General features: G+C 60.6%; 11 protein-coding genes. 2 read left to right on the forward strand and 9 right to left on the reverse strand.

Annotated elements, in window-relative coordinates; genetic code table 11:
- Together AC07X6_RS10990 and bla are read left to right on the forward strand one after the other, a co-directional pair.
- The coding region (locus tag AC07X6_RS10990; protein WP_494790977.1) for a response regulator at nucleotides 1-423 on the forward strand (423 nt) is incomplete at its 5' end.
- A complete protein-coding gene (gene bla, locus AC07X6_RS10995) occupies nucleotides 416-1,309 on the forward strand; it encodes a class A beta-lactamase (RefSeq protein WP_494790978.1) in 894 nt (297 codons plus the stop codon). The genes AC07X6_RS10990 and bla, both read left to right, overlap by 8 nt.
- On the opposite strand, the gene AC07X6_RS11000 is transcribed toward bla, so the two are convergent.
- From AC07X6_RS11000 to AC07X6_RS11040, 9 genes are all read right to left on the reverse strand, one after another.
- Nucleotides 1,310-1,744, reverse strand: coding sequence for a DUF695 domain-containing protein (locus AC07X6_RS11000; protein ID WP_494790979.1), 435 nt, complete (start codon nucleotides 1,742-1,744; stop codon nucleotides 1,310-1,312). It abuts the gene before it with no gap.
- Nucleotides 1,745-1,782: 38 nt separating this feature from the next.
- Nucleotides 1,783-2,430, reverse strand: coding sequence for a hypothetical protein (locus AC07X6_RS11005; protein WP_474295096.1), 648 nt, complete (start codon nucleotides 2,428-2,430; stop codon nucleotides 1,783-1,785).
- Between the two features lie 100 nt (nucleotides 2,431-2,530).
- Nucleotides 2,531-2,797 (reverse strand): PAAR domain-containing protein, encoded by a 267-nt coding sequence (locus tag AC07X6_RS11010; protein WP_494790980.1) that lies wholly within the window; start codon nucleotides 2,795-2,797, stop codon nucleotides 2,531-2,533.
- A gap of 13 nt (nucleotides 2,798-2,810) precedes the next feature.
- Nucleotides 2,811-4,427 (reverse strand): type VI lipase adapter Tla3 domain-containing protein, encoded by a 1,617-nt coding sequence (locus AC07X6_RS11015; protein ID WP_494790981.1) that lies wholly within the window; start codon nucleotides 4,425-4,427, stop codon nucleotides 2,811-2,813.
- An 82-nt stretch (nucleotides 4,428-4,509) separates the two neighbouring features.
- Entirely contained in the window at nucleotides 4,510-6,771 is a 2,262-nt protein-coding gene (locus AC07X6_RS11020) for a T6SS effector phospholipase Tle3 domain-containing protein (protein ID WP_494790982.1), read from the reverse strand.
- 18 nt (nucleotides 6,772-6,789) lie between these two features.
- Nucleotides 6,790-9,585 carry a type VI secretion system Vgr family protein gene (locus tag AC07X6_RS11025; RefSeq protein ID WP_494790983.1) on the reverse strand — a complete coding sequence of 932 codons (2,796 nt, stop codon included), beginning with the start codon at nucleotides 9,583-9,585 and terminating at the stop codon, nucleotides 6,790-6,792.
- Between the two features lie 81 nt (nucleotides 9,586-9,666).
- The gene (locus AC07X6_RS11030; RefSeq protein WP_494790984.1) at nucleotides 9,667-10,530 is read right to left on the reverse strand and encodes a hypothetical protein; all 864 of its coding nucleotides are present in this window, start codon (nucleotides 10,528-10,530) and stop codon (nucleotides 9,667-9,669) included.
- A 76-nt stretch (nucleotides 10,531-10,606) separates the two neighbouring features.
- On the reverse strand, nucleotides 10,607-11,602 hold the full coding sequence (locus tag AC07X6_RS11035; protein ID WP_494790985.1) for an extracellular catalytic domain type 1 short-chain-length polyhydroxyalkanoate depolymerase: 996 nt from the start codon (nucleotides 11,600-11,602) through the stop codon (nucleotides 10,607-10,609).
- 84 nt (nucleotides 11,603-11,686) lie between these two features.
- Nucleotides 11,687-13,894 (reverse strand): TonB-dependent receptor, encoded by a 2,208-nt coding sequence (locus AC07X6_RS11040; RefSeq protein ID WP_494790986.1) that lies wholly within the window; start codon nucleotides 13,892-13,894, stop codon nucleotides 11,687-11,689.
- Nucleotides 13,895-13,975: the final 81 nt, after the last annotated feature.

The raw sequence follows: 13,975 nt of genomic DNA on the forward strand, positions 1-13,975 counted from the left end.
GCACCGGACGCGCCCGCCCCCGCCGCCAGCGGCCGCCATTTCCGCGTACTGGTGGTCGACGACAACATCGATGCGGCCGATACCCTCGCCGCCGTGCTCGACATGATGGGCCATGCCACGCAAGTGGCCCACGACGGCGCGCAAGCGCTGGCCGTGGCGCCGCAATTCTTGCCAGACATCATCTTCCTCGACATCGGCTTGCCCGGCATGAACGGCTACGAAGTGGCGCGCGCGCTGCGCCGGATACCGGCCGGCGCCAGCGTCGTGCTCGTCGCATTGACGGGCTGGGGCGCCGAAAACGACCGCAGCCAGTCGAGCGCGGCCGGCTTCGACCACCATCTGACCAAACCGGCCAACCTGCTCGCCATCGGCGAACTGCTGGCCGCCCTTTCCACTCCGAAAATACCTACAGACCATGACTGACTCCACGAACCACGTCCGCCGCCACCTCCTGCTGGCCAGCGGCGCTGCCCTGCTGTGCCCAACGCCGCTGCTGTTTGCCGCGCCCGCCACCGGCATCGCCGCCGCCCACACGCAGCTGGCCGCGCTGGAACAGGCCGCAGGCGGACGCCTCGGCGTTGCCGCCTGGCGCCAGGGCAGCGAGCTGCGCGTTGCCTACCGCGCCGATGAACGCTTTCCCCTGGCCAGCACCTTCAAGGCCATGCTGGCAGGCGCCGTGCTGGCCCGCAGCGTCAGCCAGCCGGGCTTGCTGGACCAGCACGTGCGTTACAAAAAAAAGGAACTGGTCACGTATTCGCCCATCACGGAAAAGCATCTGGCCGACGGCATGAGCGTGGCCGACCTGTGCGCCGCCACCTTGCAGTACAGCGACAATAGCGCGGCCAATTTCCTGATGACAATATTAGGCGGGCCGCAAGCCGTGACGGCGTTTGCGCGCAGCATCGGCAATACGGTGTTCCAGCTGGAACGCTGGGAAACAGAATTAAATAGCGCCATCCCCGGCGACCTGCGCGACACGGCCAGTCCCGCGTCCATGGCGCACAGCTTGCAGCAATTGTTATTGGGAAATAGTTTGCCGGCGCCGCAGCGCCAGCAACTGGACGCCTGGATGCGCGGCAACACGACGGGCGACAAGCGCATCCGCGCCGGCGTGCCGGCCGGCTGGCAAGTGGCGGATAAAACGGGCTCGGGCGCGTATGGCAGCGTCAACGACATCGGCGTGGCCTACCCGCCCAGCGGCGCGCCGCTGCTCATCGCCGTGTACTACACGCGCGAACAGAAAAACGCGGACACCAACCAGGACATCATCACGGCCGCCACGCGCATCGTGACGGCCGCGCTGGCGTAATTACTTCGGCAATGCCGCCATGAAACCTGCATACGTCGACCAGGCGGGGTCGGCCGCGCTGCGGATTTCAATCGGAAATTTCGGGCGCGAGGCCAGCGCCGTGTTCAGGCGATTGAAGAATTCTTCGCCCGACTGCGTGTAATAAATCCATTCACGCAAGTTTTCACCCGTCGATACCAGCGCCAGCGTAGCGAAGCCTTCTTCTTCCACCACGGGCGCCAGCGCCGCTTCCAGCTCTTCCATGTGCTCGCGCTCGTTCGGCGCGGGCATGCCTGTTTCATCTTCATAACGCCAGGCGATGATGATGCGGTCCGGCTGCGACGACAGGTCCCAGTCGTCATGGAAGGCGTCGACATAGCGGTAGATGATGGCCATCTCGTCGCTATGCGTGACGATGGTGCCCCAGCTGCGGGCGGAAGTGGAATTTTCGTTCATGGTTGCAACAGTCAAAAAATAAATCGAGGGAGCGCAGCTTACAGCACTGGCGGGCAAGTCACATTCCAGGCGTCATACTGGGCGCCGCTCTTGCGCAGCCAGACGCGGGCGTAGCTGTCGCGGTCGCTCTTGAACACGAGCGCATAGCGCTCTTCGGCGCGCGGGGCGGCGGCGCCCACGTCGACGGCCGCCAGCGTAAATTTCAGCGCCCGTAGCGGCGCGCAGGCAGTGTTACCCGCCATCAATAATCGCGCCCGCTCCAGCAGCGGCTTCTGGTACAGCAACACGCCTTCCAGTTCCACATCGGGAATCCGTTGCAGCATGCGCACGGGTTCGGCCACCGCGCGGCAGGTGCCACGGTCGAGCCAGGCGTAATACTCCATGCCCGCCTCCTGCCAGCGCGCCTGCTTGCCTTCGCCGTGCAGCACGAACTTGGTGCGCTGCGTCCGGCACAGCGCGCCATGACCGCGATACGGCGGCGTTTCCACGCTGCCCACCACTTCGCTGCCACGTCCCCCCACGATGGGCACGCTTTCGAACACGGTGCGCGCAGCCGGTTCGCCCGGATATTGCTGCGCATAAAAATCCAGCAAGGACGCACGCTGCGGCGCATCCACCGCCACCGCCTCGGCGGCACTGGCGGAGATGCAGACGGCCGATACGGTAAAAAGCGCGACAGAGCGCATGAAATATCCTGGCATGGCATTCCTTCAATCGACGTTCAGGGGCGGGTATCGCCCAAGCGCCGATTATATAGTTACCAGGAAATGCCAGGCGGACAGGCTGTCAGGAGGTCCGGAAGTTGACGCCGCCAGCCAACAGCCTGGCGCCGCAAGTGGTGGTATCGCCTTCGAAGGCGATAGCGATGCCGTTGATGTTATGCCGGGACGAGCCGCTGGCAATCTTGCAGCCTTGATGTCCCTTGATGGGGCAGCTGCACAAGTCCCCGACACAGGCGACAGCAATACCATTGACCGTAAAGTGCGTGGCGGCACAACTGAGTACCTTGCCGCCATGCGACGTGGCGTCGCCCAAGCGGATGACTTTGCGCATGCTGCCTCCAGAATTATTGCCCAGCCTGACTTTCCAGGATGGCTTCCACCGATGGCGCCGCGTAGTTGGCCGGATCGACGGCTGGCGTGATGCGGCTGCGGAAGATGTCGCCATTGGCATCCTGCTGCTGGCGTTTGGCATCCGATGGCGGCGTAATAAAAATGATGCTGGCCTCATTGCTGTCGCGTAAATTAATCGCCGCACTGGCGCCCCCATCGCGATAGCTTCCCATCACGCCGATCGCCATCTGCATGAACCACGTGGCCGCGCCCGTGTTGCCCAGGCGAAGATCGGTATTGATGAACTGCGCGCTCTTGCTACTGTCGATTTCGGGGCCGCCCTGTGCCGCATAGTCATGCAGCATGCTTTCCAACATCAGCGACTGTTCCGGCTGGTTTCCCGTACCGGCCACGATACGCGAAGGCCCCTTGCCGCGCTCGGCTTGTGGCAAGGTCTGCAGCGCCTGCTGCCAGCCTGCATTGAATATCTTCTGGCGCGCATCGCGCCGCGTGACGGGCTTGCCTTCCTCATCCGCGAACTTGACGAATACGGGGCGGTGCACGAAACCGAACGAAGGCAGGCGGTCAAAGGTTTCCATCTGCTCCCGGTTCCACGGAATGGGAAACCACGGCGTCGGCTTCCAGTCGCGCGGCGGACGATTTTCCCAGAGATTGAGCTTGTCGAAGGTATGCAAGCCCACGCCACGGATATCGGGCCGCTGGGCGAAAGAGGCGGCAGCGGCGAGCCATTCGGCGACGGTGGGTTGACGCTCGCTGAAGGCTTCAGGTCGCAGCTGTTTCGCGCGTGAAGGCAACGACTGCATGACGTTGTAATACATGGCCCGCAGTTTTTCTTGGACGAATTTATTCTCCGGGTCATCCCATACAAAAGGACGCAACGGTTCTATTCGTTCGCGGCGTGCCAGGATGAACACCGCCGTGGCATCAGGCATATCCGGAATGAAATACCCGTTTACCAATTTTCTTGCAGTTCCTGGCTTCCGGTTGCCATCCCGCGTGCCAACGCTATCCTCGGAGTGTAAGGCGACGTAAGGTACGTCAGGATGCCTATCGAAAAAATCAAACACATCAATCAGCAATTGGTCGGGATGTTCATCCAGCTTCCAGGAAGCCACGGAAAATAGATGCAAGGGCATGCCCCCCGTACCAGCGCCAGCCACAAGTCCCGCCATCGGCTCTATCAAGCTCGGTTGTGCAGCCGGGTCAAGAATGGGCGTTCCAGCATAAAACGAAGGCAGGTTCCAATACATCGGAGTGAAATTGATGCCATTTTCCAGTGCATCGTAGGCTCTGCTACCACCGTCGCCATCCTTGTCATTACCCGTCCAGGGATACTTCTTGGGATCTTGTTCGCGTATGCTCGTGTAAGGACTTCCTTTTTGCAAGGCTCCCCACAATTTACCCTGCCGATACTTGTCCAGCGTCACACCTAATCCGATTACTTCCAGCACATACTCTTGCCGTGGCTCCACCGGTTTCCTTGGCTGTTTTTCCTGAACCTGTAATGCAATTTCACGCGCCTGGCTCTTCGACAAAGCACCTAGCCATAACAAGCCAAAAAATAAAATTACAATAACTATTGATATTCCCAACCAACGAAGCGTCATCATAGCTTTCACCTTTTTGGTCTACTATTCAGGAGAAAAGATCATCGGTCCAAACAAGTTTTTCGACGAGTCCTAGACCATCCAATTATTTTTCAGTCACTATCTTCATGTCTTTTGTTTGTGACACAACGATCTTCCATAAAGCACCCGATAACAATGGAAGTCCTGCGGGCAGAATTCCAGTGTTGTAATAGTCCATACCGCCATTGATCGCAGCACTTCTCCATGCAGGTTCTACGGATAAATATGCTGCAAAATCAGATAAGAATTTTTCCTTTATCAGCATTCCTTTACGCCCTTTATCATTAGTCTTCAAATCCTTCACTCGCCAATCCGCCACAGCACATAAGTACTCGTAGAACTGCGGATCAGAGCTGGCCTTGCCACTACCTATGGCAACGTCATACGCCGTCACCTGGCTATGATTCTTCACGTTGCCAATAATCGAACTGTGAAAGGATTTGGCACTGACCTCGTGTTGCCAACGCAGACGTGCTTCGTTAGGGCTTTCCTGGATATTTGCCCATACATTGCCTTTCTTGTCCCTCGTCGCAGAAATCACCTTGCGTTGTGCCAACGGGCCTTTGTCATCCAGCTTCTGTTCCTTGTTATAGGCCACCGTCATCTTTTGTAATTCGGTTTCGCGTAAGGCCTCAACACTCTCTGGAAACTTGCGATAACCAGAAGGATCCGGACGCTCTTCCGATTTACTGATCAGGCCGCGACCGCTGGCAATTGCCGTTGCCGCGTCGTTAGGATCCACCGCTTCCGTCGGCCCCTCATCCTTCTTCGCTCTACCATGCATTATTGAATCGCGGGGTATGTCTGCCGGGTCAATTTGCGAGGTGCCGCGCAGGTCTGCAGGAACAGGCTTGCGCAATGCTTCACCAGTAATTGTGCGTATACCGTTTCGCTGCTCGACAGGTTTCAGCTTGGTCTTGATGGGCCATGCGACTGCCTTGTGCGTACCCCGGTTGCCGCGTACAGATGCCTCCACATGTGCATGTTCGTCTTCTTTTTCCAGGCACAATGGGTAATCATGGGGTGGTGGCATGCCGACAAGAGACACTGCCTTCTTTCCAGTGCCTGGATCGAGACGTATCTTGTTACTGAACACCCGTTGATAAAACCTGGTTCCCAATTCGGAGAGTGCTTTTCGTACTTGTTCAGTACCCCGATTATGAAAGCGACCAGTGGAGTAATTTCTTCCTCCATAAGCATAAATTTCCTCTTCGGACTTCACCTCGGTTCCTGTTACAAAATCGGGTACGCCATCCCAGCCAATTCCCTGAATGTTATCGAGCGCCACAGTCATGTCTTCGGGACAAAAATACAGATATACTTTCCTGCGGTTATCTCGATCCGCTACATTGCTCCAACTGGCGCCGACCATACCGCGATGCTGATCACCATTCAACTCCGTAAATAACGGAACGCAGGGTTGTCCATTCCCTTTCGCTACCCCAGCAACAATATTGACAAGCGTCTGCAGGCGCGCGGCCAGCGTCTGAACACCGTCGAGTAGATGATAGTGCGCCCGCATCGCCGCATCCTCGCCACCATCGAGTCCGCTCGCCTTCCTCAGCAGAAAGGGAATATTTTCCACCAGGCTGTATGGCGGATGCGTGAGTATCAAATTATCGGCCGGCGCCAGCCCCTTTTCCATCAGCATGGCTTGCGCCAGCAGCGACAGCAGACAGCCCTGGCTGTGCGCAACGATGCTGACGGTATCCTGGGCGTCGTAATCGCGGATCATGGAAATCAGTGCTGCCAGGCGCTGGGCCGCCAGCACCATATACATGCGGCCAGGCGCCGTCTTCAGCGGACGCAAGGCATCACCCATGGGATCGCCAGGTGCATAAATACCCCTGCGCCACATGTCGGGCAAACTGCTGGTGGCGTTGCCGAACGGCCCGCCTTCCTTGGACAGATCCTTGTCTAGCCGGTTGCCGTAACGGTCGACGAACTGACCATGGATGGTAGTCGTCTTACCTTCAACTTCGCGGTAGCCCCAGTAAAACGGAATCACGGGGCTGTTGGTATCCTTGGCGATCGTGCGCTTGAAAAAGACGGCGTCGGGATCATCTTCCAGCTTGTCCTTATCCGCCGCCACGGGCATGCGGTAAGAAGCTGGCGTAAAGCCGCGCCCCAGCCTTTGCTTCAATCCCTCGCACAGTCCATCTTCCAGCGCCTTGTAGCTGACGCCCACATCGTTGACGCCGTGAATAACGATGATATTGCCCGGCAGGTTGCGGCGTATTTTCACCTTCTTGCAGACGGTGCGTTCGCAATGCAGGAGCGTCACGTCTTCGCCCACCACGTACGGCAATTTCGGATAGCTGCCCATCGCACTCTCCTGGCGTCATCAATCCTTGTTGTTGAACACTTCGATGGCGGCCAGGTGCATGGCCGCGCGCTCCAGTACCTCCGTCTTGCCGTCCCCGTCGCTGCGGCCATCGGCCGACGAGCCATCCTCCAGCTTCACGGCAAACTGGGCTTGCGGCGCCAGCTGGGGAGCTGGCGGCACGCCATCGGCGGGACTGTCGTCGCCCTCATATTGAAAAATGAATTGCTGGTCGGCCTTGCCCTCGGCAAAGCTTGGCAATTGCACTGCCATGCTCTGCGGGTCATTGAAGACGAAATTGGGCGCATTGAAGTTCAGCGGCGACTTGCTGCCAAAGGTGATGCCGTCGCCGATGCGGATGAACGCGCCATGCTTGGAAATCAGCACGATTTCATCGGCCATGCCCGTCAGCTTTCCCTCGCTGGCGGTGAGCTTCAAATTTTTCGCCGCGTTAAGGTCCATGTCGTCATGCTGGCTTTGCAGCAAGAACTTGCCATGGTGGGCGATGGCGCGGATGCCATCCGCATGGGCAAACAGCGAGATGCCCTTGCCTGCGTTCACGCTGTAGCGCTGGCCCGCCACCGCTTGCAGATGCTGCTGCGCCACCGTATCGATATTGCTGACGGCATAGCTGACGATGGCCTTCGAACTGGCAAAGCTGATGCCGGCGGGCGCCGTGACGGCAATCGCCGCCGCACCGCCCAGCTCGGCACGGGGCTGCGTATTGCTGCCACCTTCCCAGCTTTTCAAGCTGTGCTGCAACTCCTGCTGCGCTTCATCCGCATTCTCCAGTGCCTGATGCGTGGCAGCATAGCTGCCCAGCGAGCGAAACAATTCCAGGCAATTTTCCATCAGCCCCAGATATTCGCTGCGCGCCATGTGCCCGCCGTCGCCATTCAGGCGCTTCCAGGCGGAGAGCAGCATGCCCTTGCCCGCCCGCATCGCCAGTTGCTCATCGGTACGCAGCTCGGCGCCCTCGCCGCGCGCCTCGCCCTGGCCATTGCGCCGGTCCTGCGTCAGCCAGCCCAGGTTGAGCTGGGTGGAACCATGGTCGCTGGCAAGCTGGGCATTGATTTGCCCCTGCACATCGTCAAAGCGCAGCTGGTTGCCACGCGTGCCCTTGATCTCGCGGCTCTTGATACCGGACAAATAGCGGTTGCCCGGCAAGTCGCCCGCCTTGCTCAAAGCAATCGGCAACGCACTGTGGTTGTACAGCTGCCCCACGATGATGGGCCGGTCCGGGTCGCCGCCCAGGAAAGCCAGCAAGACTTCGCTGCCCACGCGGGGCAAGCCCAGATAGCCGCATTGCTGCATGCTGCCAGGTCCGTTGCCCGCCCAGCTGGACGCGACTCTTACCCAGGCTGAATCGGCATCCGTGTCGGAGGCGCCCGTGCCGCCGGCGTGCTCATGGTCCAGCTTGCGCGTGGCGGGAAAGCGCACCTTGACCCGGCCCATGGCGTCGCAATGAACTTCTTCATTCGCCGGCCCCACCACCACGGCGCTCTGCATGGCGACATGCGGCAAATCGCTACGCGTATCATAGGCAGGGACGATGGCCACGCCGCGCCGCACGGCGCTCAGCTCGATATGCATGCGCAAGGGGCCATCGTCCACCGCCGTCGCCAGCTCGCGCTGCAGCAACGCCGTGCCATCGGCCAGCCAGCGGTTGCGCGCAAACAGACGCGCGACCCTGGCAGCCAGTTCCCTGGGTAAATTATTCTGCGCCGCCACCTGCAGCGCCGTCACGACAAAATCGCGCTCGGCCGGCGGAAGTGCGTCGACGTCGGGATGCTCGGCCAGGCTAAAGTATTCGCCCGGACACAGGTCGCGCACGCTGCCCTCGGCATGAAAGCAATGGATCTCGTAGTCATGCTGCTGCATGGCCAGCATGCCCAGTTGGCACAAGGCATCATGATCGCTCCCCGCTCGCGGCGGCAGCACGCGGTAATCATCGAGACTGGCGGCAATGGCGTTGCCATGCATGCCTTGCCGGCCCTGCCCCATGGCGTCGGCAGTCATGAACGGCCGCGCGCGTGGATGTTCCTCGTTCCAGCTATGCAGCGTTACTTTTCCCGCTTGCAACTTGCGGACTTCGTTCCACGACGTCAGCGTATCGCGCTGTTCCGTCGCGCGGTCCGCGTGATAGCGCACGGTATCGGCCATGTTTTTCCGCAAGCCATCGGCATGGTTGAACAGCACCAGGGTATGTGCCGGCTCGGCATGCGCATCCGCATTGCCTTGCGCGCGAAAAAACCAGGCGACGCCGCTGCGCTTGAGCAGGCGCCGCACGAAGGCCGCATCGGACTCATTGTGCTGCATGACAAATTCGCGTTGCGGATACGTCTGTGCTTCGAAGAAGTCGGCAAACGCATACTGGAAGGCATGCGCCAGCACGGTATTGCTGCGTATCCATTCGTCGAGCAAGGTCTTGACGATGTCGATATCCGTCAAACGCCGGAAGACGCGCGTATTGCAGCGCTTTTCCATGATGGCGAAGGCGTCCGTCAGTACCAGCTGGTAGCTGGCCAGCGCACCATCGCAGTCCCCCGCACTGGCTTGCGTGACGAGGCCGCAGATGCTGCGCAGCTGCCCCTGGTCGGTGACGATATCGATAGCGGCAGGCAAGGCAATCAAACTACTGAGCGGCAAGTCCACATGCGTCGAGACGCACAGCACGCGGTACTCGATGCCGCCACAGATGGCCTCGCTTCCGGCGACGCGCTGCGGTATCAGCGCACCGGCCGGTACCTTGGGCGAGACACCCAGGCGCAGGCGCAAGGGACGTTCGCCACCCGATATCGACTCATCACCGTCCATGGCGCTCTCCTCATTCGCACTTGCATCTAGTCAAGCTGGAGAACCGACAATGCCATGGGATAGCAAGGAAATACTTGATATTTAGTAAGAATCTGTCTTGCTGCTCAATACATCCATCAACAATTGCCGCTTCGCCAGCAAGGCGGGATCAAACGCCGTCCACTGCTGCAGCCGCAACGCATACGCGGGGGTCAGCATCCAGCCGAACACTTCTGCCTTGTCTTCCTCGGGGCCGTAGGCCGCGTACAGGCTCACCAGCCCGGGCTGCGGGTGGCCCAGGTTCTGGAAACCCTTGCCATAGGCCGTGGCGCCGCCCTGGCCATAGGCTGTGCCGGGCGGGTTCAGGGCCAGCCAGGCGGGGTCGCGGTAATAGAAATCGTCGAACAGCCGGTATTCGATGAAGTGGTAATACTCGTGGTGCACGCGCAGCTCCATGCCGGACGGACACATCGCGGCCAGCAGGTTGTCGGCGTAGACGACGCTGTCGATTTCCGGCGCCGGCATGGCCAGGCGGCGCTGGCCTTCCACGCTCAAGTCCTTCACCAGCACGACGTGGCGCAAGCCCGTGCGCGCGAAGACGCCGGCCGGGTAGCGTTCCATGGCCGGCAAGACGATGCTGAGCAACAATTGCAGCCCGGCGCGGTCCTGCGCCGAGTCCGTAAAGGCGTGCGCCTCGCTGCCGGGCATGGCCAGGGTCCAGGCGGGTGAAAGTTGCATTGCCGCCAGGCGCGCCGTGGCGATGGCCTGCAGTTGCGCCACGCTGGCGTCCTGTGACGCGACGGGTGCATAACGCACGTCCCAGTCGCACTCGCTGCGCATGCTGTCTTGCTGGGCGGCACGCTCGAACGCTTGCAGGTCGGCGACCGACGGCGCGGACGGAACGACATCGGCGCAAGCGGACAGCAATACGGCGGCAAGACAGTACAAGAGGCGGCAAGCAGGCATGGGATCTTTCACAGGCATAAAAAATGGGGCGCAATTGCTGCGCCCCATTGTACAAGCTGTAAATTGCCTTACTGCATCAGCGCTGGTAATTCTTGAAGAAATTCCAGCTGATCACGGTGGCGTCCGGGCCCAGCTCATCGCTGAATGGCCAGCCCGGTGGGCCGCCGCTCCACGCGTGGTTCATGCCCTCGACCGTGTACTTTTGCGCGATGACGGCGCCGTTGTGCAGATACGTATCGATGGAATAGCTGCGGCCGTACGGCACCGTCTGGCGCACGATGCTGTCCGCACGGTAGCGCACGCTGTCATTGTCGAGGCCATCGTCGCCATAATCACTGGTCTGCAGGAATTGTTCGATGGTTTGTTCGCCGTTGACGGGGTTGACGACGATGTCGGAAGTACCGTGGAACACCATCGTCGGCATCAGCCGGCGCGGCGAACCGGAGCAGCGCCAGGCATCCTTGCCCCGTACTTTCGGGTCGAAGGAACTGCCGTTGAACAGCGAATCGGCGGCCGTAATCATACCGGTGGCGCCCTTGTACATGCCGCCCGAATGCACCATCACGGCGGCGAACACATCGGAGTAACAGGCGGCCATGATGGAGGCCATGGCGCCGCCGGCCGAGATGCCCGTCACGTACACGCGGCTGTCCTGCACCGCATATTTGCTCTTGATCTTGTTCAAGATGCCCATCAGCACGGCCGGCTCGCCCGTGCCCCGCTCCTGGTTCAGCGGCAACATGAAATTCCAGCAGCGCATGGGGTTGGCCGTGACGTTCTGGCGCGGATAGACGACGATGAAATTTTCGCTGTCGGCCAGTTGGTTGTAACGGCTGACGGCGGCCATGCTGTTCGGCTCGGAACCGCAGCCGTGCAGCATCAGCACGACGGGCAGCGGCGTGTTCGGATTGTAATTGCTCGGCAGCCAGACCTGGTATTCACGCGAGCCCCACAGGCTCGCGTACAGGCCGAAGTCCCACTGCCCGGCGGCAGCCGGCAGCGCGGCCAGCAAGCCGCAGGCGGCGATGCATGCAGATAAGAATTGACGCAGTTGTTGATGCAGATGTGCCATGCCAGTCTCCTGATTATTATTAAGGACGAAAACAGCGACAACGAACCGGTTTGATACACATCAAACCGGCGCTTCTACCACCCCTTAAAATTTGTAGCCAGCCTTGGCGATGATCTGGCGCGGCGGACCATAGAAACCGTCGAGGATGAACACGGCCGGAATATTGTAGCCATCCGTGCGGTAGCGCTTGTTGCCCAGGTTGCTGCCATGCAAGCTGAACGTCCAGTTCTTCGGCGCTTCCCACACGACGCCGGCCGTCCAGATGCTGTAGCCGCCTTGCGCCAGGGTTTCGCTCAAGTCCGTCGTCGGGTAGACCTTGCTGCGGTAGCCATAGCCGAGCATGCTGCGCAAGGCGCCGCCGAACACGTCGCGGTCCGTGCGCGTCACATTCAAGCCCACTTGCCGGGCTGGCGTGTTGCTGAACTTTTGCGTATCCGCAATGTTCTTGCCGCCGCTCATGAACTCGTCATAGTTGGCATCGAGCAAGGCCAGAAAACCGTTGACTTCCCACTGGCGGTTGGGCCGCCACGAAAACTCGAACTCGGCGCCTTTCACCGTCGCCTTGCCCGCATTCGTGAAGTCGCCATAGAAGCCCGGCACGCCGCCCGGCTGCACGTAACTGGTGAAGACGGACAATTGAATATCCTTGTAGCGGTTGGTAAACAGGGCCACGTTGGCGTCGAAGGTATCGTCCGGCGCCGCGTATTTCATGCCCACTTCCAGCGCGTCGAGTTTTTCATCCTTGTAGGGGCGCGCGGAATCGGGCACCACCAGGTTGTTGGCGCGCACGTTGTAGCCGCCCGACTTGAAGCCGCGCGACAGGTTGCTGTAGAAATTCGTCGTCTTCGACGCTTCATAGCGCACGGAAATTTTCGGCGAGGTATTGCTCACCGACAAGGACTTGTCGAAGTCGGCCGCCGTCTGGATGGGCCGCGTGAAGCCCACGTCGGCAAAAGAGCGGTTGAGCACGATGGCGCGCTTTTCCTCGCGCGTGTGGCGCAAGCCCGCATTGATGCTCCACACCTTGCCCAGCGGCCAGGTCCAGTCCGTGTACAGCGCCGTGCTGTCCGTTTCCACCGTGCTGACGGCGGCCGTGAACTGGCGCCCCAGGAAGTTATTGTAGATGCCGCCGCCGGCCGTGCCTTCGAAACGGTACAGGCCGATCACGCCGGCGCCATAGTCGCCGCTGTACGAGGCCTGCAATTCCAGGCTTTTCTGCTCGTCGCGCGAGTCGCCGAACACGTCGGCAATCGGTTGCGGCAAGCCGTCGAAGTCGATGGTTTGCTCGGAGGTGCTGCGCCGCTTGGCGCCGATCACTTTCACCGACCAGTCGTTCGACAAGGTGTAGTTGGCCACCAGCGAGCCGCCACGGTTGTGCGTGAAGTTGTTGCCAGGCATGCCGCTCTGGATGTCATACGCATCCTTGCTGGCCGGCCGCTTGAGCGGGTCGAAAGCGCTCACGCCCATGCGCTGGAAGCCGCGCACGCCCGACTTGTCGTCCGTGGCGTCCAGGCTCAGCACGACGGTCAAAGGGATATCTTGCGGAAAGTAGCCGACGGACAGGCGCGCGGCCGTGCTGTCCTGGTCGCTGACCTGTTCGCCATTGAAGGTGTTGCGGCCGAAACCGTCGCGGTCCAGCTTGGCGGCGGCCAGGCGCGCGCGCCAGGTGCCGCTCTCGTTGGCCACATTGAAGGCAGCCTTGAAGTTGCGCTGGTTGTAATTACCGATGCCCACTTCCGCCGAGGCACCGTTTTCCTTCGCCAGGGGGCGCGAAATGTACTTGATGGCGCCGCCGATGGTGTTCTTGCCGTACAAGGTGCCTTGCGGGCCGCGCAGCACTTCGATGCGCTGCACGTCGAACACGTCGAGCAGCGCGCCTTGGGGACGCGCCATGTAGACGTCGTCAAAATAAATGCCCACGCCCGGGTCCACGCCCCAGACGGGGTCGGCCTGGCCCACGCCGCGGATAAACGCCGTCAGGGTGGTGTTGGTGCCGCGCGAGGCGTACACGGTCAGGTTCGGCACGCGCTCCTGCAAGTCGGCCAGGTTCTGGATATTCGCCCGTTCCAGGGCCTTGGCGGAAAACGCCGTGACGGCCAGTGGCACGTCCTGCAGCCGTTCTTCGCGGCGGCGGGCGGAAACGGTGACGGTTTCCATGCGTTCTTTTGCGTCGCTGGCTTCGCTGGCGCTTTGGGCGCTGGCGGCGGCTTCCTGCGCCAGGGCCAGGGTGGAAAAGCTGAAGGCGCCGGCAACGGCGAGGGCGGCGGGCATCAATTTCAAAGCAAGTTTCATAGCGTCTCCAATGTCAGGCTTGCTTACCACCAGGGAAGACGGCCGGATTCCAGAATCGCAAGACGTAGCGGTACCCGCGCG

Source organism: Janthinobacterium sp. GW460-12-1-14-LB5, from assembly GCF_059423585.1.